This window comes from Nonomuraea sp. 10N515B (genome assembly GCF_052245915.1).
GTDB lineage: Bacteria > Actinomycetota > Actinomycetes > Streptosporangiales > Streptosporangiaceae > Nonomuraea.
In genome coordinates this window covers 14,331-36,990 of record NZ_JBQQBQ010000080.1, presented here as the reverse complement: position 1 = coordinate 36,990, position 22,660 = coordinate 14,331, and the positions used below count along the sequence as shown (strand labels likewise).

Genomic DNA, 22,660 nt, shown 5'->3' with positions numbered 1-22,660 from the left:
GTTCTCGATATCGTCGATATCGAGAACCGCCCGCCCTGGCACATGATTAAGCCGAGGTACCTGTGTTTTTGTTTCGACATCGCCTCGCCGGAGCGCGCGACCTGTCTGCCGACACAGGCACCTCGGCCGCAGTTCACGCCGACCGGGATCCGGTGGCATGACCTGCCCTGCGGTCGCTCAGCACTCTCCTGCCGAGCGTTGCAGGATCAATTCACTCAGTCTTCATTGTCATTGAAGAGGCCGTTGAACGGGAACTGGCCCTCGTTTTGCTCGTGCTTCTGCTTCTGGTGGTGGTGCTGCCTCTGGCTCTGGTGGTTGTTGTTGTGGATCCAGATGCGTACCTTCTGCCTGCCGTGGTGGCGGTTATGGTCGCCCCAGCCGTGGCCCGTGACGAAGCCGCCCGCCACCGAGGTGACTGCGGAGCCCGTGGCGGCGTTGGCGGTCGAGGCGCCGGTCAGCGCGGCAATGGCGCCGGACACTGCGGTGACGACGGCGAGAGTCGCGGCGGTCTTGAGCTTGGGCATTTTTCCCCCCAAAGGTTCTGTTGCCCCTGTTCTCCATATTTTCCGGACTACGTGGAAAATATCGGTGGATGACGGCTAATGTGCCATCTGTCCAATTTGTTTCCCGGGCGGCCTGGGCTAAACGGGCCTCGCGGCAATTTACCGTTCTTCAACGCTCTCATCGCCTTCTTTGGGCGTTTCGCGGAGTTGGATGACTGGTCCGTATCGCTTTCCCCTTGTGAGGTGAAACGGAGGACTGTAAACGCACAAAAGCGCTCTCGACATTTCACTGTCGAGAGCGCGGGTGTGTGATATGGCTGCTTGCGGAGAAGCATCCTCGAGCTTCTCTCGGCGGGGGCACAAAAAAGGAGTGCCTGCGTTCCGCATCGGGTCATCGCTTCGGTGAAGCGGATGACGCCGGTGCGGGACACAGGCACTCTGGTGCGGCTCGGGACGACCGGGATGCGGTCGCCTGATCGCCACTCTTCGATTCAATGCGCTCATTTAGGGCGCTTCTTACTAGGGGACTATCGCATCAGCTCCCTCAGGGCGCCGGCGGGTACTCCAGCAAGTTCTTGTTCTTGTTCTCGTTCTCGTTCTTGCTCTTCTGGAACTGGGCCTCCGCCTGCTCCTGGTCCTGCCTGTGGGCCTGGTTCTGGGTCTGGTGGTTGTTGTTGTGGATCCAGATGCGAACCTTCTGCTTGTTCCTGTGACGGTGCTTGCCGTGGCCGCCGCCCCAGCCCCAGCCCCCGCCGCCGGCGACGAAGCCCTCGCCCGGCGTGGCGTTGGCAGGTGAGGAGGTGGTCAGCGCGGCAGCACCGGTCATGGCTGCGCTAGCTGCGAAGAGAGCCGCGATGGCAGTCTTGAACTTGGGCATTGAATTTCCCCCCAAAGGTTCTGTTGCCCCTGTTCTAAATATTTTCCGGACTGCGTGGAAAATATCGCGGATAGTGGCGATTGCACCATCCGTTGCATTTCATATTTCCCGGCCGACTGTCAGGTAAACGGGCTTCGTGGCGTTTTGCTCTACTCTGACGTTCTCATTGCTCTCATTAAGCATTTATGAAATGAGTTGATGCGATTTGTCCGAATTGCTCTTAATGTGGCGAAGCGATCTGCCGTTGATGCGGGTAAATGCGCTCTCGCTGGCCAATGCGGCGAGGGTGCGCCTCGCTGGGTCCCGCGATTGGTTGTATTGCTGGCAAGCTGGACTTATCGATCTTGGACTGCGGGTGCGTCCGGTTAGGGATGGCTTGGCCGGAGTTGTTGCCGGCGGGCCCAGGCGTCCAGTCGTTTGATTGCTTCGTGATCGGGACTGCCGTATGGGGCGGTGAGCAGCACGATGGCTTGTTCCTGATCGTCGATGCTGGTCAGGGCCTGCCAGTCCAGGCTGAACTCCCCGACGACGGGATGGCGGAGGAGGCTACGGCCTGAGGTGTGCACGGTCACCAGGTGGTCGGCCCACCAGGTGCGGAAGTCCTCGTCCCGTACCGACAGCTCGCCTACGAGTTCTTGCAGCCGGGGCTGATCGGGGTAGGCCCCCGCGGCCATGCGCAAGCTGGAGACCGCCTCTTGTGCGCGGGCGCGCCAGTCGGCTTGCAGAGACCGGACGTGATCTTCGAGGAAGATCAGACGCACGTAGTTGCGGTGGGCCGGCTTCATGGCGGCCAGGTCGCCCAGCAGAGCGGTGCCCAGCAGGTTCCAGGCCAGGATGTCCAGGTAACGGCCGAGTACGAGGGCGGGGGTGTCGACGAGGTTGGCCAGCAGCCGGGCCGTCTGCGGGGTGATGCGCTGATCGGCCTCACCGGACTGCTCCTGCGCCTCGGGGTAGGCCAGCTGGAACAGATGCCGTTGTTGATCGTCGTTGAGACGCAGCGCGCGGCCGATGGCGTTCAGGACCGACCGGGAGGCGGTGCGTACCCGGCCCTGCTCGAGGCGGGTGTAGTAGTCGGTGCTGATCCCGGCCAGTAGGGCCACTTCTTCCCGGCGCAGGCCTGGAACCCGTCGGGGGTATGGCGGTTCGGGCAGGCCATGCTCGGCTGCGCTGACGGCGGCGCGTCGGGCGGTGAGGAAATCGGCCAGCGGTCCCCTGGAGGAGGCAACCTCAATGCTGTCCATATCCGTCGATGATTGCACCGGTGCGGAGAAATTTCCTTGGAAGAGTCTTCCTAGGAATAACCGATCCCTGCAGCTCAGCGGCGTGATATGTGAGGGTGGATCCTGGAGGGAAGAGTCGGCCTTGCGGTGCCGGAGGGGGGTTGTGAGGCCGCCTTCCCTCTCTTGCGCCTGGAGCCGGAGCGGCTCTGAACGGCGGTCGGCCTCGGAAGCGACCCTCGCAGTAAGTAAGTGAAGCAGAGTGCCTGCGCCTTCGCGTCGCTCGTCGCTTCGTCGGAGCGGATGATGTCGCTGGGTGACACAGGCACTCGGCTACGGGCTTCACGTCACTCGGGATACGGTCGCAAGAGCCCCGGTTGGACCGTTCGGCGCACTGTGCGCTCGGCTCAAGGGCTGCCGGTGACCGTGTTGTCGACGGCATTTTCGACCGCATTGTCGAGCGTGTCCGTGCTGTCGACCTTGTTGTCGGCCTTGTTGTCCGCCGTGTTGTGCAGGGACTGAGCCTGAGCCAGTTTCTGGTCCTCGTCCTGGCGGGCATCCTGGGCCTGGCTCTGCTGGTTCTTGTTGTGGATATGGATGTAGATCTTCAGTCGGTAGCGGCCGTGGCGAATCGTTCCGCTCCATCCACAGCGCTTGCGGCAGCCGGCCAAATAGCCGGCCGTGGCGGTGGTGGCGGCGGAGGCGGTGGTCGCGCCGGCAGCAGAGGTGGTGGTCAGCGCGTCCAGACCCGCGACGGTGCCGGCCATGGCGGCGCTGAGGCCGAGGCCTGCGACGACACTCTTGAACTTGGGCATTGGAATCCTCCCAAAGGTCGGTTGCCCTGTTCTTGACGTTTCCCGATTGATCGACAAACACCGTGGATGGCTGGCTAATGCGTCATCCGTGTTCATTCTTGTTTCCGGGTACTAATGTCGCGTAACGGGCCTCATGATGTTTTGCTCCTCACTAACGCTCTCGTTGCTATTATTCGGCAACTTTCGCGTAAATTGAGATGCTTTGTCCTTTTTGGGGGTGATGGCCGTCCGTCGGCTCCGTGGAGCGCGGGGACGCATGAATGCGCCCTCGGCAGTGAATTGCCGAGGGCGCATGTGGTGCGATCCGGTGATCTGAGCGTTCGGTGGGCCTCTTTCCTGGTCTGGCTCTTGAGTCTGTGCCGGTGCTCCGTGTCGGTTCGTCGCTTCGATGCTGCGCGATCATGCTCACGGAGTTCGGTCACGGCTCACGTCGACCGGGATGCTTTCGCAGGGCCGCTATCCGATCGCTCAGGACCTTCCCGTCGATCGCTCCAAGGTCACTGCCTGGAGCTGTCAGTCATCCTCATCCTCGAGGACGTTGAACGGGAACTGGGCCTGGCCCTGCTCGTGCTTCTGGCCCTGTCGCGAAGCCTGGTTCTGGCTCTGCTGGTTGTTGTTGTGGATGTGGATCTTGATCTTCTGCTTGTGGCGGTTGTGGTGGCGGCCCCATCCGCCGCCGCCGCCCCATCCGCCGCCGCCCCAGCCCCAGCCGCAGCGCTTGCGGCAGCCGGCGAGGAAGCCGGTCGTGGTGGTGGCGCCGGAGGCGGCGGAGGCGGTCGTCGCGCTGGCGGCCGAGGCTGTGGTCACCGAGCCCATGCTGATGGCGCCGCCGGTCGCTGCTGTGCTGATCGCCAGCCCTGCGACGATTGTCTTGAACGTGGGCATTGAGTTCCCCCCCAAAGGATCGATTGCCCTGGTTCCCGACATTTTCTAGTTGATCGGAAAATGTCGTGGATGGCGACAATGCGTCATCTGTCCCTTTGATGTCCGATGCGGAGGTTCCACAAACGAGCATCGAACGGTTTTGCTATACACGAACGCTCTCATTGCTCCCGATAAACTTAAATCAAATGAATTGAGATGATTTGTCCGACTTCCTCGACGGGCGGCGGCGATGCGGCACTCTCTATGCCCTATAAAATGGCGATAAGTACGAAATGTCCGATATGGGGCTGTCTGGTGCTGCGGCATGGTTATCGTGGGGGTTAACGACAAGCAGCGTGGGAGTGACGACGAGGAGGAGGCATGGCAACCAAGCCGATCCCGCACTGGCCAGGACGCATGCTGGGCTCAGTGCACGTCAGGTCCACCCCCCGGGGGCCCGCCGAGCAAGCGGTGTTCGTGCACGGATTGGCCGGCTCGGCCACCAACTGGACCGACCTCATGGACGAGCTCAAGGAGACGGTCACCGGCCACGCGCTCGACCTGCCGGGCGCCGGATACTCGCCCGCGCCCGACGACGGCGACTACACAGTCGCCGGGCAGGCCAGGGCCGTGATCGGCCTCATGGAGGAGACGGGCCCCGCCCACCTGTTCGGCAACTCCATGGGCGGCGCGATCGCCGTCAGGGTCGCCGCCACCCGCCCCGACCTGGTCCGCTCGCTCACGCTCATCTCGCCCGCACTCCCGGACCTGCTCCCCAGATACGGCCCCATCCGCGTGGCCGCCGCCGCGATCCCCATGCTGGGTGAGTGGGTGACGGGCATGATGCGCATGGTCCCGGCCGAGCAACGCGTCCACGCCACCGTGTCCATGGTCTGGGCCGACGCGAACGCCGTCCACCCGGTACGCCTGAGCGACGCGATCAACGAGCTCCGCAGGCGCGACGACGTCCCGTACGCCGGAGCGGCGATGATCGGCGCGGCCCGGGGCATCGTGGCCGAATACTTCCGCCGCGGTGAGGACAACCTCTGGCGCCAGGCGGCCAGGGTCCGGGCGCCGACGCTGATCATGCACGGCCGGCGCGACCGCCTCGTCCGCCCGGCCATGGCCGCGAAGGCGCTGCGTACGTTCGCGAGGGCCAGGATCGTGTTGCTGCCGACGGCGGGTCATGTGGCGATGATGGAGCTGCCGCAGGTCGTGGCGGCCGAAGCACGCCGTCTGATCGGTGAGACTCGATTGGGGAATGCCCCACTCGCCAGCTAGGTTTCAAGGTGAGGACAGGGATCCCCTGGATAACGGGAGCGTAGAAAGTGTCGTTGCCACCGCTGGTCGAGCCGGCCGCAGAGCTGACCGTCGACGAAGTGCGCCGCTACTCGCGTCACCTGATCATTCCCGACGTGGGCATGGCGGGGCAGAAGCGGCTGAAGAATGCCAAGGTGCTGTGTGTGGGCGCCGGGGGACTGGGCTCGCCCGCGCTGATGTACCTCGCGGCGGCGGGTGTCGGCACCCTCGGCGTCATCGACTTCGACGTGGTCGATGAGTCCAACCTGCAGCGGCAGATCATCCACGGCCAGTCCGACGTGGGCCGGCTGAAGGCCGAGAGCGCCGCGGCGTCGGTCCGCGAGATCAACCCGCTGGTCGACGTCGTCATTCACAACACGGCGCTGACCACGGAAAACGTCATGGAGATCTTCTCCGGCTACGACCTCATCGTCGACGGCACCGACAACTTCGCCACCCGCTACATGGTGAACGACGCCGCGGTGCTGCTCGGCAAGCCGTACGTCTGGGGCTCGATCTACCGCTTCGACGGCCAGGCCAGCGTGTTCTGGGCCGAGCACGGCCCCTGCTACCGCTGCCTCTACCCGGAGCCCCCGCCTCCCGGCATGGTGCCCTCGTGCGCCGAGGGCGGCGTGCTCGGCGTGCTCTGCGCGTCGATCGGCTCCATCCAGGTCAACGAGGCCATCAAGCTGCTGACCGGCATCGGTGACCCGCTGGTCGGGCGACTGATGATCTACGACGCCCTGGAGATGAAGTACCGCGACGTCAAGGTCCGCAAGGACCCGGAGTGCGTCCTGTGCGGCAAGAACCCGACGGTCACCGAGCTGCTCGAGGACTACGAGGCCTTCTGCGGCGCGATCTCCGACGAGGCCGCCGAGGCCGCCAGCGGCTCCACGATCACCGCGCTGGAGCTCAAGGACATGCAGGAACGGGGCGACAACATCTTCCTCGTGGACGTGCGTGAGCCGAACGAGTACGAGATCGTCTCGATCCCCGGCGCCACGCTGATCCCCAAGGGCGAGTTCCTCAACGGCTCGGCCCTGGAGAAACTGCCGCAGGACAAGCGCATCGTCCTGCACTGCAAGTCGGGCGCGCGCTCGGCCGAGGCCCTGGCGGTCGTCAAGAACGCCGGGTTCTCCGACGCCGTCCACGTGGGCGGCGGCGTGCTCAGCTGGGTCAAGACCGTCGACCCCAGCCTGCCCAGCTATTAAGCATCTTCTGGCGGTGCTCTGCCGGACGCCCCGGTTAAGGTCGATGGCGTGAACCCATCCCGCCCCTGGCCGACCCTGGTGGTGGCCTCCGCGCTGACCCTGGTCTGCGCGGTGGCCGCCGGGGTCGCGGGCAGCGCGGCGGGCACCGAGCTCACCCGCGGCCCGAGCACCGCCGAGCTGCACGCGGCGGCCAAGCGGGAGGTCGCCGAGCGCTGGCGCACCTGGCCCGCGGGACGTATCTTCCCCGCCACATTGCCGTACTCCGCCGAGCAAGGGGGGCAGGAGCGGGCCAGCAGGATCGGCATTTCCCCGCACACCGCGTGCGACTCCGTGGACGCCAAGGCGGCCAAGGCCCTGCGTAAGGCGGGTTGCCGCGGCCTGCTGCGCGCCACCTACATCGACGCCCTGCGCGGCGTGCTCGTCACCGTCGGCGTGGCGGCCCTACGGGACGAGCTGGGCGCCGTGCGGGCCAAGTCCGCGTTCGCCGACAGCGGCAAACCCGTGCCCGGGCTGAGCCCGCTGGCCTTCGGCAATACGATCGCCCACCGCTTCACCCCTGCCGTGCGCCAGGCCGGGTCGGTCCGGCAGGCGGGACCCTACCTGGTGCTGACCACGGCCGGTGAGGTGGACGGCCGGCCGGGGAGCGCGGTCGGCGAGTCGCGCCCGGACATCTTCGCCTTCGCCACCGAGATCTCCGAGCATGTGCTGACCAGTCTCAGCACGCCCAGGATGCCCGATTGCACCGCAGAGGAATGGCAGTGCTGAGCCAGGGCACTCGAGCACCTGTGCTGAGACGCGTGGTGTCGGTGGCGGTGGCCGGGATGCTGCTGTTCGTGGCCTCGCCCGCGCGGGCCGACGATGTGCGCGGCGGGCAGCGGCAGGTGATCAAGACGCTGGAGCTGACCCAGGCGTGGCGCGTCAGCAAGGGCGTCGGGGTCACGGTGGCGGTGCTCGACTCCGGCGTCGATCCACGCCATCGCGACCTCATCGGCTCGGTCCGGGTGGGCAGAGATTTCACCGCGGGCGCCAATCCGCCCGGGGTGGGTCCGCGCAGGTTGCACGGCACGTACATGGCCTCGCTGATCGCCGGGCACGGTCATGGCCGCCAAGGAAAGCTGGGGATCATCGGCGTCGCGCCCGAAGCGGACGTACTGTCAGTAAGGGTCATTCTCGAGGACGAGGAGCCGGGTTTCCGGGAGTTCAACTCCGCGGAGCGCTTCGAGAACGTCGTGGCCCGAGGCATCAGGTACGCGGTCGACGAGGGGGCGGACGTGATCAACATGTCGATCTCCAAGGAGCTGGCGACCCGGGAGGAGCGGGCGGCCATCCGCTACGCCATCTCCAGGGGCGTCGTGCTCGTCGCGGCCGCGGGCAACGACGGCGACCGGAAGATCGACCGCGATTTCGCGCCGTACTCCTACCCGGCGGCGTTCCCGGGGGTGGTCTCCGTGGGGGCGACGGACCGGCGGTTGCGGCGGGCCACGTTCTCCAACTGGAACTCTTCGGTGCAGGTGGCCGCGCCCGGCGTGGACATCATGGGCGCCGGACCCGGCGACGAGTACTGGGTCGGCAGGGGGACCTCGCAGGCGACGGCCCTCGTATCCGGCGTCGCCGCCCTCATTAAGGCGAAATATCCGGATATGTCGCCGCCGCTCGTTGCGCAGGCCCTCACCGCCAGCGCCACCGACCGCCCGCCCGGCGGCTACGACACGGCCACCGGCTTCGGCGTCGTCAACGCCTCCCGCGCCCTGGCCGAGGCCGGCCGGCTGGCGGGGCACACCGAGACCGCGACGGGCGCCGGGGCTCAGGACCCCGCCAAGCCCGTGGCCGGCGGCGGGCAGGCCGGTCCGATCAAGGTCATCGTCAGGGACGACGAGCGCGTCAGGGTCTACGCGGCCATCGCCGCCGCGGCGGCCGCGGGCGCGATCGCGTCGCTGACCGTCATATTCATCCTGGTCAGACGCGTGCGCCGGGCGCACAGCTCGCAAGACGCATGATCTCTCCACTAAAGGGGACGAAATAGACAGGCCATGAACGCAGGAAGAGGCGGTGGTGAAGGCACGTAGGTCGATCTCAGGGCTGCCGCGCTCTGGAGGCGAATCCGCCCCGGGACGCAGGAACCCACTCGGCGCCACCACCGGCCGCCGGTCACGCGTGCGTGCCTGGCCGGCCGCGAGCTCCCGCAGGAGCGCGGACGCCAAGCAGCGCGCCGAACTCGACGCGCTCCAGCAGGGCGTCCGCTACCGGCGCATCTTCGTGGCGCTGCTCGGCGTCATCATCACCATGTCGGCGGCCGTCGTGCTGCTCGGCACGATCGGGCTGCTCGACGAGACGCGGGCGCGCCCGCTGACCGCTTCGGAGCAAAACCAGTACAAGCAGGAGGAGATCGCCAGGCGCTGGCAGGCGTGGCCGGCGACGGGCGTCTTCCCCGAAGAGGTGAAGTACCTCGGGCTCGACCGCGCCCAGCAGTACGCCAGGCGGGTCGGCATTGCCCCCGAAACCGAGTGCGGCAAGGGCGTGGACGCCTCCGTGGCCGGTGTCCTGGACAGCCACGGCTGCGTCACCATGCTGCGGGCCACCTACATCGACCAGACGGCGTCGTTCGTCTTCACGGTGGGCGTGGCCGTGCTCAAGGACGAGGCGTCCAGGGTCTCGGCCACCGAAGAGCTCACCCAGGACGACCGCGTCGGCGTGCTGCCCGTCGCCTTCCCCGGCACCGTGAGCGAGCGGTTCGGGCCCGACCAGCGGCAGCGTACGAGCTGGGTCGGCGCGGGACCGTACATCGTGTTCTCCACCGCGGGCTACGCGGACGGGCGGACCCGGGCCTCGATCCCGCCCGAGGAGATCCTGCACCCCGAGCTGTGGCCGGCGGCCAAGTCGATCGGCCACCAGATCGCCTACTTCCTCGCGGATCCCCCGAAGGTGCCGCCCTGCACGCAGGGGAACGTGTGCTGACCGCCATACGCGCGATCGCGGCCACCCTGCTGGTCTTCGCGGGACCGAGCGCCGACCCGGTCAGGGAGCAGCAGCAGTGGGTGCTCGACGCCCTCAACGTCCAGCAGGCGTGGACCGTCACCAAGGGGGCGGGCGTCACCGTCGCCGTCGTGGACAGCGGCGTGGACGCCGAGGTCAAGGAGCTGAAGGGACGTGTCAGCGCCGGCCCCGACATGACCTCGGGCTCGATCGTCCGCAACATCCCGCCCGGCAAGCACGGCACCGCCATGGCCGGCCTGATCGCCGGCTCCGGCGAGGACGACGGGCTGGTCGGCGTCGCGCCCGAGGCCCGAATCCTGTCGTTGCCCATGGTCACGGACGACGAACCGGATATGGAGTTCGGCGTCCCGCCCATGGAGGACGAGCAGATGGCCGCGGAGAGCCCGCTCGCCCGCGCCCTGCGGTACGCGGCCAACCACGGCGCCAAGGTCGTCAGCATGTCGATCGGGTCCTACGGGCCGAACAAGTCCGAGCGCGAAGCCGTCTCGTACGCGCTGAGCAAGGGCGTCGTGCTGGTCGCCGCCGTGGGCAATGACGGCCAGACCGGCTACGCCAGGGACAAGGGCACCTCCTACTGGAGTTTCCCGGCCGGCTACCCCGGCGTGATCGGCGTGGCGGCCACCGACAAGCAGGGCAGGAAGGCCCCCTTCAGCAGCGACAATCTGTCGGTGCTCGTGGCCGCGCCCGGCGTGGAGGTGCCCGTGGTCAAGCGCAAGAGCGGCTACCAGTTGTCGGAGGGCACCAGCTCGGCCGCCGCGCTCGTGGCCGGGGTGGCCGCGCTCATCAAGTCCCGCTACCCGAGCTTGCCGCCCGAGCAGGTCGCCCAGGCGCTGTCCATGAGCGCGCGGGGCCGGCCCGCCGCCGGATACGACGACCAGACCGGGTTCGGCGTGGTCGACGCCGCCGCCGCGCTCAACGCCGCCGAGCGGCTGACCAGCGTGCAACGCAGCGCGGGGGAGTCCGGCAAGGAACACTTCGGCCAGGGCGAGGACTCGCCCGTGCCGACCCGGCCGGGACCCGACCCCTGGCACCTGTGGGTTTACGGGGGCGGGGTGCTGCTGGCGCTCATCACGTTCTGCGGCGCGATCATCGTGCTCAACCAGCGAAAGGAACCGTGAGAAGGGCCTGGAGCAGGCACTACGGCGGGTTTCTCGTTGGCAAAGAGATCCGCTAGGGTCCCCCGTCATGGGATACGAGCTGCGAGTGGTGCGCGAGTCGCCGCTCGCCTTCGCGGAGTTGGCGAGGGCCATCGCGCCGGCCGGATTCGAGCTGCGCGGGTCTGACGAGATCGTGATCGGCCACGCGGGCGGCACGCAGCCGGTGGCGCGCTGGGCGGGCCAGGTGGTCGGCGAGCCCGGTTCCGACTGGCAGGTGGCACAACTCCTGAGGTTGTCGACCGCGCTCGGCGCCCGGCTCGTGGGCGAGGACGGCGAGGTCTACAGGCTGCGCGACGGTGTCATCGAGGTCGAGACGGGCGGCGGCGTCGTGGAGGTCGGCAAGCTCGAGCAGATCATCGACGCCGGCCCGGCCGCATGGAGCCCCTGAGCCCCTTCGCCGAGCGGGTGCTCGACCTCGTCGAGCGCATCCCGCCCGGCAAGGTCATGGCGTACGGGGACATCGCCGAATATCTGGGTGAAGGCGGCCCGCGACAGGTCGGCAAGGTGATGTCCACGTGGGGTGGTGGCGTGCCCTGGTGGCGCGTCGTCCATGCCGACGGCGGCGGCGCGGCCCCTGACCACCTGCAACGCTGCCTGGCCCACTGGCGCGAGGAAGGCACTCCGCTGCGAGGCGAACGCGTCGACATGCGCCTGGCGCGCTGGGACGGGCGTTCAGGGGATTTTCAGTAAGCGCATTGACCTGCGGTTTTGCCGAACGGGCGATTCTGTGACATGTGACTCGCATTACCATGGGCAAAACACTGATGGCGGCCCGAAAGGCGGTGCCTCCCCAATGGCCACCGGCGTCACAGCCCAGAGCCAGGGCGGTAATTCGCTTGCCGACCGCCTGAAGGCTGTCCAGGATCTCTGCGATCGTGGCGAGCCTCTCGAAGCGGTCATGCGAGCGGTCGGCCCCGGCGGACGCGACGCGGCGTTCGACACCGAGGTGCTCAGCGGTCCCCTCGGGGGCCGCATCGACCTCGCGGTCAAACGCGGCGCCACGCGGCGCCGCGAGATGCTCGCCCTCGTGCGCCCCTACCTCGCGGGCGTGGACGCGGAGGTCAAACGCGACCTGCCGGTCGCCAGACGGGTCATCGTGCACCTGATCGAGCACCGCCCCGACGAGGAGCTCATCGACGGCGACACCCTCACCAAGGTCGTGACCGCGGCGGCCGAGCCGTCCAAGCGCATCCGCAAGGGCCTCAGCTGGTATGCCGACCTGCCCTTCCGTGACGAGCTGCCGCCCGGCCTCTACCGGCTGCGCAGGGCCGACATGGTGCCGGTGACCCACATCGACGACATCACCTGGGTCGACGGCAAGCTGCGCGTCACCGGCTTCGCCTACCTGGCCGGACTGTCGGTCCGCAGCCGCAGGTTCAACTGGGCGACCGTGGTGCTGCGCGGGCCGCGCTGGTTGCCGCCCATCCGCATGCGCACCCGCCGCGTGCTGGAGCCCGAGGCCACGCATGGGGCCCGCGAGCCCGGCTGCAACTACGACTGGTCCGGCTTCACCGCGGAGCTGAGCCCGTGGCCGCTGCGCTGGCGCGGCGCCGTGCGCGGTGTGGTCTCCGCCGTGCGCCGCCGCATGCGGCACCGGCCGTCGGTGCCCGACACCACGACGTGGCGAGCCGAGATCGTGTTCTGGAGCCGTGGCGCGCGGGCCACCGGCCTGCTGCGCGGCTCCGCGCTCGGCCGGCCCGAGCGCCCCGCCGGGCTCAAGCTCAAGCCCGGCTGGTGGATCAGGCCGGTCTGGACGTCCGACCGGGCGCTGCAGGTCGTGCTTCAGCCCAACCGGGCCGAGCTGGCCGGGGTGTCCGTGGACGACGACCGCCTCGAGCTGAAGATCTCCCTGCCCGGCCGCACGGTCACCAAGGGCCACGCCAGGCTGGGCGGTCACCGCATCGCCGCCGACTTCACCCCGTCGGACGACGGCACGCAGGTGGTGGTCTCGCTGGCCGTGCCCTCCTTGCTGCAGGAGAAGGACGGGCGGCGGCTCTGGGTCGAGCCCAAGGGCGACCCGGCGGCCTCGGTCATGCTCGCCGACCTCGTCGAGACCCGCACGGTGGTGGGGGACCGCGAGATCACCGTGCTCGGCGACCGCCGCGACCGCGTCGTGGTCTCCGCCCACCGCGTCCGCCCCGTGATCACCTCGGCGGTCTGGGAAGACTCCGTGCTCGTGCTGCGCGGCCACTACCCGGACGCGTCCGGCCCCCGCACGCTCACGCTGCGGCACCGGTCCGGGTTGTCCTACCAGCTGCCCATGGAGCGCTCCGGCGAGGACTTCTCGGTCCGCGTCGAGCCTGCCGCCATGGACCGTTTCGGCGAGCCGGTGCCGCTGGCGTCGGGCACCTGGAACATGTCCGTACGCCATCCGTCCGGCGAGATCGTCCCGCTGCGCATGGACCACGCCGCCCTGGCGGGGCTCGATGAGAAACCGCGCACGGTTGACGGGCGCACGTACCGGATGATCTCGACGCGCTTCGACGTGCCCGTCGTCGCCGTGGAGGAGGCCCGTCCGGCCGACGAGCGCGGCGTCGCGGGCACCCACGTGCTGCGGCGCGTCTTCTATCCCGCGCAGCGCACGGAGCCGCTGACGGAGGCGACCGTCTACGTCGTCAACGACGGGCGGCTCTACGCCGACAGCGTCCGCGCCATCTACGAGGAGCGGCTGCGGCGAGGCGACGACCGCGAGCACATCTGGATCGTCAAGGACGGGGCGTTCGTGCCGCCGGGCGGCGCGACCGTCGTGCGCGCCGGCAGCCGCGAGCACCACGCCGCTCTGGCCAGGTCCCGTCACATCGTGACCAACTCGTTCCTGCCCGCCTGGTTCCGCGCCCGCGAGGACCAGGTGGTGGTGCAGACCTGGCACGGCACCCCAGCCAAGATCATCGGCAACGACCAGCCCCACATGAACCGCGACCCCAAGCCGCCGATCTGGCATCGCCAGGCGGCGGAGGTGCGCGGCTGGGACCTGCTGCTGTCGCAGTCGCCGTGGGCGACGCCCGTGCTCCGCAAGGCGTTCGGCTACAAGGGCGAGATCCTGGAAAGCGGTCTGCCCCGCAACGACGTGCTCAACTCGCCGGACCGCGACGCCCTGGCGGCCGCGGTGCGCGAGCGGCTCGGGCTGGTGGAGGGCAAGCGGGTGGTCCTGTACGCGCCGACGTGGCGGGACTACGACCGCAAGAACGCCATGGTGAAGCTGGACCTGGCCAAGGCCCGCCAGGCGCTGGGCGCCGACCACGAGATCCTGGTCCGCGCCCATCCCATGCAGGCCATCCCTGCCGTCCCCGACATCGCCCACGACGTCACCACTTATCCGGACATGGCCGATCTGCTGTTGGTGGCCGACGTCCTGGTGACGGACTATTCGTCGGTGATGTTCGACTTCGCCTGCACCGGCCGCCCGATCGTGCTCTATGGCTACGACCTGGCGAAGTATTCGTCCAAGCGGGGTCTCTACCTCGACCTGGCCGAGCAGGCGCCCGGCCCGGTGCTGTCGACGTCGGCTGAGGTGATCGAGGCGCTCCGGTCGATCGATTCAGTGGCGGCCGCCCATGCCGACCGGTACGACGCGTTCCGCGCGACGTTCGCTCCCCGCGACGACGGCAAAGCCACTGCTCGGGTGGTCGATCGTCTGTTTTCGTGATCTTCCACGTTCTCTGAGCGTCACCGCGCGCCTTTAACGACCATTCTTTACGGTCGCCCAGGGTCACCGCACGCGCCGTAACCCCTTGCCGTCTGTCATGGCCGGTCGTGAAGGCTCACGGGTTGCTCGCCGTGACGGAGCGTCTAGTTGACCGGCTCAGGGGTTACAACTGGAGACCCGGGATGTCGCGGAGGAGGATCTGGCGGGTGGGGTCGAACGTCGGCTCGCGGTCCCCGGGCAGGTGGTCGAGCAGGAGATAGAGCAGCGACGACAACGTGGTGCCGCAGACGATGTCGCCGTTGTCGATCAGCTTGCGGATCCCCGGCAAGGGGAGCCAGTCGATGCGGCCGGCCTGCGAAGGATCCGCCGGCGGGCCGATGCGTGTGGCCGATTCGGCGCAGTAGACGTGATGCAGGGCGTCGGTGAAGCCGTTGGCGGGTTGGACGGCGAGCAGCGGGCGCAGGAGGCCCGGACGCCAGCCGGTCTTCTGCTCGACCTCCCGCGCCGCGGCTGCCTGCGGCATCTCACCCTCGTCGACCTCCCCCAGCGGGATCTCCCACCCCCAGCTGTCGGTGATGAACCGGTGCCGCCAGATCAGCAGGACCCGGTCCTGCTCGTCGGTGACGACCGCTCCGGCCGCGGGTGCGGTGCGGACGAGATGATGATCGAGATGCCGCCCGTCGGGCAGCTCCACGTCCGCGACCCGGACGTCCACCCGCGCGGCGGAGTAGAGCGTCTTCTCGGAGTGGACCTGCCAGACCATGACCCTACGTTACAAGGACGCACGCTCCGTGCGCACGTCACTTGCGCAGGTCCACCTCCAGGGCGAGTGGCGAGAGCCGGATCTCGTGGCTGGGGAACCCGCTCTGCCCGATGAACGCCTCGAACTCGCTCTTCGTGTAGGCCCGTCGGGGCAGGAGCGAGCGCAGGGTGAAGCGCGTGACCATCTTGGAGAGCCCGCCCATCCCCATGCGTGCCACGTCCTCGTCCACGGCCTCCTTGGACACGTCCCGCCGCAGGTCGATGATGAGGGCGGCGCCGCCGGGCCGCAGCACCCTGTGCATTTCCCGCAGCGCCCCGAGCGGGTCGGAGAAGTTCTTGAAGGCGGCGCAGCAGACGGCGAAGTCGAAGCTCTCGTCCTCGAACGGCATCGACGAGGCGTTGCCCAGCCGGAAGTCGACGGCGGCCCCGGCCTCGGCGGCCTTGGTGCGGGCGATCTCGACGAAGGTCTCGCTGACGTCGAGTCCGGTGACGGTGTAGTCGCCGGTCATGGCCGGCGCGATCGACAGGTAGCCCGGTCCGGGGGCGACCTCCAATATCGAGCTCCCTTGGCCGGCCCGTTGTCGTACGGCCTCCACCTGCTGCTCGTAGCGCTCGGGCGACTTGCCGTTGGCGGTGGCGTACCAGCGTGCGATCGGGCCTTCCATGCCGATGCCCTTGTATCCCTTGTCGGTTCTGGTCATGACGCGCACGATATATCGCGTCTGGTCCAAGTCAAGATATATCGCGCCATGTTCTGGAAAGGCAGGAGCGGCGTGTCGTCGGAAAAGCCGGGATTTGCCCCGGTACGGTGGGCGGATCGCGTGGGGAGACCGGGCAAGTCGGCACGATCTACCCCTGTGGTCTGGTGGAATTTAGAGCTGTGAGTGGTCAGACCTGGCGGTTGGTACGGCGCGGCAGCGGCAGCCCTGTTGTGCCCCCTGTGCTCGACGAGCACCAACGTGCCGTGGTCGAACACCAGAGCGGCCCCCTTCTCGTCCTCGCCGGCCCGGGCACCGGCAAGACCACCACGATCGTGGAGAGCGTGGTGGACAGGATCGAGCGCCGCGGCCTGGACCCCGAGCGGGTGCTCATCCTCACCTTCAGCCGCAAGGCCGCCGAAGAGCTGCGCCGGCGCGTCACCGCACGCCTGCGCCGCACCACCCGCACCCCGCTCGCCCTGACCTTCCACTCCTACGCCTACGCCCTCCTGCGCCGCGAGTCGATCCTCGAGGGCAAGGCCCCGCCCCGCCTGCTGACCGGACCTGAGCAGCTGCTGGAGATCAGGCGGCTGCTGCACGGCGAGCTGGAGAGCGGCGGGCTCGACTGGCCGGTGTCGCTGCGTGAGCCGCTCAAGACCCGCGGGTTCGCCGAGGAGCTGCGGGACTTCCTGTCGCGGGCCAACGAACGCGGGCTCGACGGCGACCGGCTGATCGAGCTCGGCCGGCGGCACGGGCGGGGCGACTGGGTGGCGGCCGGCCGGTTCGCCGAGCGTTACCAGGACAGGTTCGACCTCGACCCGGAGGAGACCTACGACTACGCGGAGTTGATCGGCGCCGCCTCCGCGCTGCTGGCCAGGCCGGACGTGCGCGAGCGGGAGCGATCGGCGCACGACGTGGTGTTCGTGGACGAATATCAGGACACTGACCCGGCGCAAGAGCTGATGCTGGCTCAGCTCGCGGGCGACGGGCGCGACCTGGTGGCGGTGGGCGACCCCGACCAGTCGATCTACGGGTTCAGAGGCGCGGACGTCCAGGGGATCATGAAGTTCCCCGAGCGGTTCAGGACCCGCGACGGCCATGACGCGCCGGTGCTGACGCTGCGCGTGTGCCGCAGGAGCGGGGCCGGTCTGCTGGAGGCCTCCCGCAGGGTCGCCACCCGCCTTCCCGCCGGGCCGGGAGGCGGCCACCGCGATCTGGTCCCGCTGCCGGACACGCCGGACGGCGACGTACGTGTGCTGCTGGCCGACAGCACCAGCCAGGAGGCTGCGATCGTCGCGGACACGCTGCGGCGGGCCCACCTGATCGACGGCGTGCCCTGGCACCGGATGGCGGTGCTGGTGCGCTCGGCCAGGCGGCAGGTGCCCCTGCTGCGCCGGGCGTTGACCAACGCCGGGGTGCCGACGATGATCGCGGGCGACGAGGTGCCGATCGCCCATGAGCCCGGGGTGCGCCCGCTGCTCACCCTGATGAAGGTGGTGCTGGACCCCGCCCACCTCGACGAGGGGGTGGCCGAGGAGCTGCTGACGGGTCCGCTCGGCGGCACCGACATGATCGGCGTGCGCCGCCTCCGCCGGGCGCTCAAGATCGCCGAGAACGAGGCGTCCGACGCCGGCGAGGCGCGTTCGTCCGGAGAGCTGCTCGTCGCGGCCGTCCAGGACGTCCGCGAGCTCACCAGGATCGAGCCCCACGTCGCCGTCCCGGCCGAGCGGGTGGCCAAGCTGCTGGCGGTGGCCAGGGAGGCGGTAGGCGAGCAGGGCACGGCGGAGGACCTCCTGTGGGCCGTGTGGCACGCCAGCGGGCTGGCCCAGCGCTGGACCGAGCTGAGCATGTCCGGCGGCTCCAGGGGGGCGCAGGCGGACCGCGACCTGGACGCGGTCGTGGCGTTGTTCGACCATGCGGCCAGGTTCGTGGACCGGATGCCGAAGGCGGGTCCCGAGGTGTTCATCGACGACCTGGCCGCCCAGGAGATCCCCGGTGACACGCTGGCCGACCGGGCCCCCGACGGCGACGCCGTACGCGTGCTCACCGCCCACCGCTCCAAAGGCCTGGAATGGGACGTCGTGGTGGTCGCGGGCGTCCAGGAGGCGGTCTGGCCGGACCTGCGGCTCCGCGGCTCGATGCTGGGCGTCGAGGACCTCGTCGAGGTGCTCGAGGGGGCTCGGCCGAACGCCGCCTCGCTGGCCTCCAAGCTGCTCGCCGAAGAGCGCCGGCTGTTCTACGTGGCCGTCACCCGGGCCAGGCACAGGCTGGTGGTGACGGCCGTGGGCGGCGAGGACACCGACGAGCGCGCGTCCAGATTCCTGTCGGAGCTGCTGCCGGGCGCGGTGGAGACGGCCACGATGGACGACCGGGCCCGCTGGCTGAACATGCCCGCCCTGGTGGCGGACCTCCGCAGTGCGGTGACCGACCCCACCAAACCCCGAAAACTCCGGCAGAAAGCGGCGCAGCAACTCGCCCGCCTCGCCGCCGCCGGCGTCCAGGGCGCCCACCCCAACGACTGGTACGCCCTCACGCCCATCTCCGACGACCGCCCCTTGAGCTGGCCCGACAGCATCGTGAGCATCTCGCCGTCGGCGGTCGAGAGCTTCACCAAGTGCGGCCTGCGCTGGCTCCTGGAGACCGCCGTCGGCGCCGCCGGCACCAGCACCGCGCAGGGCCTGGGCAACGTCATCCACGCCCTGGCCGTGTTGGCGAACACCGACCTGCCCAGCGAGGACCTCCTGGGCGAGCGGCTCGACCAGGTCTGGCACGAGCTCGACTTCGGCGGCACCTGGTACAACCGCAAGCAGCGCAAGGTCGCCGAGCAGATGATCGGCAAGTTCCTGCGCTGGCAGAAGGACAACCCGCGCGAGCTGAAGGCCATGGAGGAGTCGTTCACCGCCATGGTTTCCGAAGGCGTGCAGATCAAGGGCCGGGTGGACCGCGTGGAGAGCGACGACCACGGGCGCGCCGTGATCATCGACCTCAAGACCGGCGGCTCCAAACCGAAGGCCGGTGAGATCGACCGCCACCCGCAGCTCGGCGTCTACCAGCTGGCCGTGCTGCTGGGCGCGTTCGCCCGGCACGGCATGACCGAGCCGGGCGGCGCCGCGCTCGTCCAGCTGGGGAAGGCCGGCGGCAAGAACGACGCCCTGGAGCAGGGTCAGCAACCGCTGAGCGAGGACGACAACCCGGGCTGGGCCGGCGACCTGGTGGACACCGTGGCTACCGGCATGTCGGGGCCGTTCTTCCAGGCCAAGGTCAACGACGGCTGCCGCACCTGCGCGGCCAGGGCGAGCTGCCCGGTCAACGACAACGGGGGCCAGGTGTGCTGACCCCCGTCGAACTCGCCGGCAAGCTCGGCATTCTTCCCCCCACAAGCGAGCAGGCCGTGGTCATCGAGGCCCCGCTGGAGCCGATGGTGGTCATGGCCGGCGCGGGCTCGGGCAAGAGCGAGACCATGGCCGGGCGCGTGGTCTGGCTGGTCGCCAACGGTCTGGTCAAGCCGGAGAACGTCCTGGGTCTGACCTTCACCCGCAAGGCGGCCGCCGAGCTGGCCACCCGGGTCAGGGAACGCCTCACCGGACTGGCGGAGGCGGGCCTGGTCGAGCCGGGCGCGCTCGACAACGAGCCGACGGTCTCCACCTACCACGCCTACGCCGCCCGCCTGGTCACCGACCACGCCCTGCGCGAGGGTCTGGAGCCGACCATGCGGCTGGTCACACCGGCCGTGTCGTGGCAGCTCGCCTCGCGGGTGGTGGCGATGTACGACGGGCCGATGGACAAGATCGAGCTGGGCCCGCCGTCGGTCACCGCCGCCGTGCTGGAGCTGGCCGGCGAGTTGTCGGAGCACCTGCGTACGCCGGCCGACGTCCGGTGGGTGGGGGAGTGGCTGCGCGAACGGCATGACGTGCTGCCGGGCAGGAAGACGCTCGCCCAGCGCAAGCCGGTGGACGTGCATGCTGCGCGGGAGCAGCTGCTGCCGCTGGTGGAGGCGTACGAGCGGCTGAAGCGAAGCCGGGAGGTCATCGACTACGGCGATCAGATGGCGCTGGCCGCCAGGATCGCCGCCAACCACAAAGAAGTGGGACAGATCGAGCGCGAGCGTTACGCGGTGGTCCTGCTGGATGAGTACCAGGACACCAGCCACGCCCAGCTGGTCCTGCTGCGCTCGCTGTTCAGTGGCGGCCACGCGGTGACGGCCGTCGGCGACCCCTGCCAGTCGATTTACGGCTGGCGCGGCGCCTCCGCAGGCAACCTTCGCCGTTTTTCCCGAGATTTCCGGACAAGTTCGGGGGATCCGGCCCCCGTCCGCCAGCTCAGCGTCAGCTTCCGCAACGGCGACCGCGTCCTCGACGTGGCCGCCCGCGTCCAGCTCCCGCTCCGCATGGAGGCCCGCGAGGTCCCCGTCCTCGTCCCCGGCCCCAACCGGGTCGACCGGGGCCGGGTGACCTGCGCTTTCCATGAGACCGCCGAGGACGAGGCCAGGTGGGTCGCCGACGGCATCGCCACGATCCTCGGCCAGCAGGTCGCCCCCGACGGCCTGCCCTGGGGCGAGAAGGAGCGCAAGAAGACCCTCGCCATCCAGCCCCAGGACGTCGCGATTCTGGCCAGGAAACGCTCGCAGTTCCCGGCGCTGCGCCGGGCCCTGGAGGAACGCGACATCCCGGTCGAGGTGGTCGGCCTCGGCGGCCTGCTGACCGTGCCCGAGGTGAGCGACATCGTCGCCACCCTCCGCGTCCTCTACGACGCGACCGCCGGTGACGCGCTGGCCAGGCTGATGGCCGGGCCGCGCTGGCGGATCGGGCCCGCCGACCTGCGGGTGCTGGGAGAGCACGCCAGGCAGCTGGCCCGCGAGCTGAGCGAGAGCAACCGGGCGGAGGACCCGCTCGACCAGGTGGTGGCCGACCTGGCCGAAGAGCGCGGAAGCCTGGTGGACGCCCTGGACGAGCTGCCGGACCGGGACGAGTGGCTGGAGGCGTTGTCGCCGCTGGCCCGTACCAGGCTCCTCGCCCTCGCCCACGAGCTCCGGCAGCTCAGGGCGCACACCGCGCAGCCGCTGCCCGATCTGATCAGTGAGGTGGAGCGCAAGCTCGGCCTGGACGTCGAGGTGGCCGCGCGCAGCGGCACGGTGAGCGCGTTCGCGGCGCGGGCGGACCTCGACGCGTTCCTCGACGCGGCGTCCAGGTTCGCGGGCGACGCCGAGGATCCGACGCTCGGGGCGTTCCTGGCCTACCTGCAGGCGGCCGAGAGCGAGGAGTTCGGGCTGGAGGCCGGCCGGGTCGGGGAGAGCAACAGCGTCAAGCTGATGACCGTGCACGCCTCCAAGGGCCTGGAATGGCCGATCGTGGTCGTGCCGGGGCTGTCGCAGCTGGTCAGCTCGAAGGGGACGATCACGACGGGCAGCATCTTCCCCGCCACGCCGGTCATGAACAGCCGGTGGACGGAGAATCCCCGCAAACTCCCCTACCCGCTGCGCGGCGACGCCGCCGACCTGCCCAGGCTGGGCGGGCTCAGCAAGGAGGAGCTGGTCGGCTTCGACGAGCACGGCCGCGAGCGCGACCTGATGGAGGAACGCAGGCTGGCGTACGTGGCCGTGACCCGCGCCCACTACCACCTGATCGCCTCCGGTTACCGCTGGGGCACCGCCACCAAGCCGCTGGCGCCGTCGGAATTCCTGCTGGAGATCCGCGACACCGCCGATCGCGTCGCGTTCTGGGCCGGGGATGTGGCTGAGGGCGCCACCAACCCGCTGCTCGCCGAGCCCGCCGAGGCCGTCTGGCCGGTCACGCCCGAGGGCCTGCGGTACGAGTCCGTGCTCGACGGCGCCCGGCTGGTCGAGGACGCGCTGGCCGGCACGATGGCCGAGCCTGAGGCCGAGGACGACGAGCCGCTGCGGGCGTATGAGGAGGAGCGGCTGCGGGCCTGGGAACGCGACACGGAGCTGCTGCTCCGCGAGCGGGAGCTGCACGTGCGCCGGCCCGCCACGATCGTCGAGCTGCCGGCGAAGCTGACCGTGTCGTCGCTGGTCACGCTGGCCACCGATCCGCGCGAGCTGGCCCGCGGGATCCGCCGCCCCGTCCCGGTCAAGCCCGCGCCGCTGGCCCGGCGCGGCACGTCGTTCCACAAGTGGCTGGAGACACGCTGGGACCAGCAGCGATTGATCGACGACCTGGAGCTGTACGACGAGCTGGAAGAGGCGGACGTGCGCCTGGCCGAGCTGCAGGAGCGGTTCGAGCAGAGCGAATGGGCCGATCGGCGGCCGGTCGACATGGAGGTGCCGTTCGAGACCATGATCGGCGACCGGCTGGTGCGCGGGCGGATGGACGCCGTGTTCGAGCTGCCCGACGGCGGTTACGAGGTCGTGGACTGGAAGACCGGGCAGCCGCCCAGGGGTAAGGCGGCCAAAGGGGCGTCGGTGCAGCTGGCGGCTTACCGGCTGGCCTGGTCGCACCTGGCCGGGGTGCCGCTGGAGAAGGTGGCCGCGGCCTTCCACTATGTCCGCGCCAACCGCACCGTGCGGCCCGTGAACCTGCTCGACGAGGCCGGGCTGGTCGCGCTCATCGAGAGCGTCAAGCTCTTGAACTCCTCTCCACCGTGAACGGTGGAGATTCTTC

18 protein-coding genes are annotated in these 22,660 nt (G+C 69.2%); 11 read left to right on the top strand and 7 right to left on the bottom strand.

Annotated features, from left to right (window positions below; all coding sequences use genetic code 11):
* Window positions 1–215: 215 nt before the first annotated feature.
* The 5 genes from ACTWQA_RS52310 to ACTWQA_RS52290 form a co-directional block, all read right to left on the bottom strand.
* A complete protein-coding gene (locus ACTWQA_RS52310; protein WP_443166290.1) occupies window positions 216–524 on the bottom strand; it encodes a hypothetical protein in 309 nt (102 codons plus the stop codon).
* A gap of 523 nt (window positions 525–1,047) precedes the next feature.
* Window positions 1,048–1,380, bottom strand: a complete 333-nt coding sequence (locus ACTWQA_RS52305) for a hypothetical protein (RefSeq protein ID WP_443166289.1) — start codon at window positions 1,378–1,380, stop codon at window positions 1,048–1,050.
* Between the two features lie 365 nt (window positions 1,381–1,745).
* Window positions 1,746–2,621, bottom strand: coding sequence for a helix-turn-helix domain-containing protein (locus tag ACTWQA_RS52300; RefSeq protein ID WP_443166288.1), 876 nt, complete (start codon window positions 2,619–2,621; stop codon window positions 1,746–1,748).
* A gap of 383 nt (window positions 2,622–3,004) precedes the next feature.
* Window positions 3,005–3,412, bottom strand: coding sequence for a hypothetical protein (locus ACTWQA_RS52295; RefSeq protein ID WP_443166287.1), 408 nt, complete (start codon window positions 3,410–3,412; stop codon window positions 3,005–3,007).
* A 513-nt stretch (window positions 3,413–3,925) separates the two neighbouring features.
* Window positions 3,926–4,297, bottom strand: coding sequence for a hypothetical protein (locus ACTWQA_RS52290; protein ID WP_443166286.1), 372 nt, complete (start codon window positions 4,295–4,297; stop codon window positions 3,926–3,928).
* Between the two features lie 360 nt (window positions 4,298–4,657).
* Here ACTWQA_RS52290 and ACTWQA_RS52285 point away from each other — a divergent pair, with 360 nt between their 5' ends.
* The 9 genes from ACTWQA_RS52285 (at window position 4,658) to ACTWQA_RS52245 (ending at window position 14,583) form a co-directional block, all read left to right on the top strand.
* Window positions 4,658–5,557 (top strand): alpha/beta fold hydrolase, encoded by a 900-nt coding sequence (locus ACTWQA_RS52285; protein WP_443166285.1) that lies wholly within the window; start codon window positions 4,658–4,660, stop codon window positions 5,555–5,557.
* Between the two features lie 47 nt (window positions 5,558–5,604).
* On the top strand, window positions 5,605–6,786 hold the full coding sequence (moeZ, locus tag ACTWQA_RS52280) for an adenylyltransferase/sulfurtransferase MoeZ (RefSeq protein ID WP_443166284.1): 1,182 nt from the start codon (window positions 5,605–5,607) through the stop codon (window positions 6,784–6,786).
* 48 nt (window positions 6,787–6,834) lie between these two features.
* Entirely contained in the window at window positions 6,835–7,551 is a 717-nt protein-coding gene (locus ACTWQA_RS52275; protein ID WP_443166283.1) for a hypothetical protein, read from the top strand.
* A 20-nt stretch (window positions 7,552–7,571) separates the two neighbouring features.
* Window positions 7,572–8,783, top strand: coding sequence for a S8 family serine peptidase (locus ACTWQA_RS52270; protein ID WP_443166282.1), 1,212 nt, complete (start codon window positions 7,572–7,574; stop codon window positions 8,781–8,783).
* Between the two features lie 55 nt (window positions 8,784–8,838).
* Window positions 8,839–9,741: a hypothetical protein gene (locus tag ACTWQA_RS52265; RefSeq protein ID WP_443166281.1), complete on the top strand. Its 903-nt coding sequence runs from the start codon at window positions 8,839–8,841 to the stop codon at window positions 9,739–9,741.
* Window positions 9,735–10,898: a S8 family serine peptidase gene (locus ACTWQA_RS52260; RefSeq protein WP_443166280.1), complete on the top strand. Its 1,164-nt coding sequence runs from the start codon at window positions 9,735–9,737 to the stop codon at window positions 10,896–10,898. Before ACTWQA_RS52265 ends, ACTWQA_RS52260 begins: the two co-directional genes overlap by 7 nt.
* Window positions 10,899–10,965: 67 nt before the next feature.
* Window positions 10,966–11,325 carry a hypothetical protein gene (locus tag ACTWQA_RS52255; protein WP_443166279.1) on the top strand — a complete coding sequence of 120 codons (360 nt, stop codon included), beginning with the start codon at window positions 10,966–10,968 and terminating at the stop codon, window positions 11,323–11,325.
* The gene (locus ACTWQA_RS52250) at window positions 11,313–11,627 is read left to right on the top strand and encodes an MGMT family protein (RefSeq protein ID WP_443166278.1); all 315 of its coding nucleotides are present in this window, start codon (window positions 11,313–11,315) and stop codon (window positions 11,625–11,627) included. The genes ACTWQA_RS52255 and ACTWQA_RS52250 overlap by 13 nt, the downstream gene beginning before the upstream one ends.
* Before the next feature lie 208 nt (window positions 11,628–11,835).
* Window positions 11,836–14,583, top strand: a complete 2,748-nt coding sequence (locus ACTWQA_RS52245) for a CDP-glycerol glycerophosphotransferase family protein (protein WP_443166277.1) — start codon at window positions 11,836–11,838, stop codon at window positions 14,581–14,583.
* A 163-nt stretch (window positions 14,584–14,746) separates the two neighbouring features.
* Here the strand turns inward: ACTWQA_RS52245 and ACTWQA_RS52240 are convergent, their stop codons facing one another.
* Together ACTWQA_RS52240 and ACTWQA_RS52235 are read right to left on the bottom strand one after the other, a co-directional pair.
* Window positions 14,747–15,346: an NUDIX hydrolase gene (locus tag ACTWQA_RS52240; RefSeq protein WP_443166276.1), complete on the bottom strand. Its 600-nt coding sequence runs from the start codon at window positions 15,344–15,346 to the stop codon at window positions 14,747–14,749.
* Window positions 15,347–15,383: 37 nt separating this feature from the next.
* Entirely contained in the window at window positions 15,384–16,046 is a 663-nt protein-coding gene (locus ACTWQA_RS52235; protein WP_443166275.1) for a class I SAM-dependent methyltransferase, read from the bottom strand.
* Between the two features lie 179 nt (window positions 16,047–16,225).
* Between ACTWQA_RS52235 and ACTWQA_RS52230 the strand changes: the two genes are divergently transcribed.
* On the top strand, window positions 16,226–19,378 hold the full coding sequence (locus ACTWQA_RS52230; RefSeq protein ID WP_443166274.1) for an ATP-dependent helicase: 3,153 nt from the start codon (window positions 16,226–16,228) through the stop codon (window positions 19,376–19,378).
* Window positions 19,372–22,644: an ATP-dependent helicase gene (locus ACTWQA_RS52225; protein ID WP_443166273.1), complete on the top strand. Its 3,273-nt coding sequence runs from the start codon at window positions 19,372–19,374 to the stop codon at window positions 22,642–22,644. The genes ACTWQA_RS52230 and ACTWQA_RS52225 overlap by 7 nt, the downstream gene beginning before the upstream one ends.
* Window positions 22,645–22,660 lie beyond the last annotated feature (16 nt).

What these genes read in the sequence shown, in the direction of transcription:
- ACTWQA_RS52310 (WP_443166290.1), bottom strand. Translation starts at nt 524, where the DNA reads ATGCCCAAGCTCAAGACCGCCGCGACTCTCGCCGTCGTCACCGCAGTG.
- ACTWQA_RS52305 (WP_443166289.1), bottom strand. Translation starts at nt 1,380, where the DNA reads ATGCCCAAGTTCAAGACTGCCATCGCGGCTCTCTTCGCAGCTAGCGCA.
- ACTWQA_RS52295 (WP_443166287.1), bottom strand. Translation starts at nt 3,412, where the DNA reads ATGCCCAAGTTCAAGAGTGTCGTCGCAGGCCTCGGCCTCAGCGCCGCC.
- ACTWQA_RS52240 (WP_443166276.1), bottom strand. Translation starts at nt 15,346, where the DNA reads ATGGTCTGGCAGGTCCACTCCGAGAAGACGCTCTACTCCGCCGCGCGG.
- ACTWQA_RS52255 (WP_443166279.1), top strand. Translation starts at nt 10,966, where the DNA reads ATGGGATACGAGCTGCGAGTGGTGCGCGAGTCGCCGCTCGCCTTCGCG.
- ACTWQA_RS52300 (WP_443166288.1), bottom strand. Translation starts at nt 2,621, where the DNA reads ATGGACAGCATTGAGGTTGCCTCCTCCAGGGGACCGCTGGCCGATTTC.
- ACTWQA_RS52235 (WP_443166275.1), bottom strand. Translation starts at nt 16,046, where the DNA reads ATGACCAGAACCGACAAGGGATACAAGGGCATCGGCATGGAAGGCCCG.
- ACTWQA_RS52290 (WP_443166286.1), bottom strand. Translation starts at nt 4,297, where the DNA reads ATGCCCACGTTCAAGACAATCGTCGCAGGGCTGGCGATCAGCACAGCA.
- ACTWQA_RS52285 (WP_443166285.1), top strand. Translation starts at nt 4,658, where the DNA reads ATGGCAACCAAGCCGATCCCGCACTGGCCAGGACGCATGCTGGGCTCA.
- ACTWQA_RS52245 (WP_443166277.1), top strand. Translation starts at nt 11,836, where the DNA reads ATGCGAGCGGTCGGCCCCGGCGGACGCGACGCGGCGTTCGACACCGAG.
- ACTWQA_RS52250 (WP_443166278.1), top strand. Translation starts at nt 11,313, where the DNA reads ATGGAGCCCCTGAGCCCCTTCGCCGAGCGGGTGCTCGACCTCGTCGAG.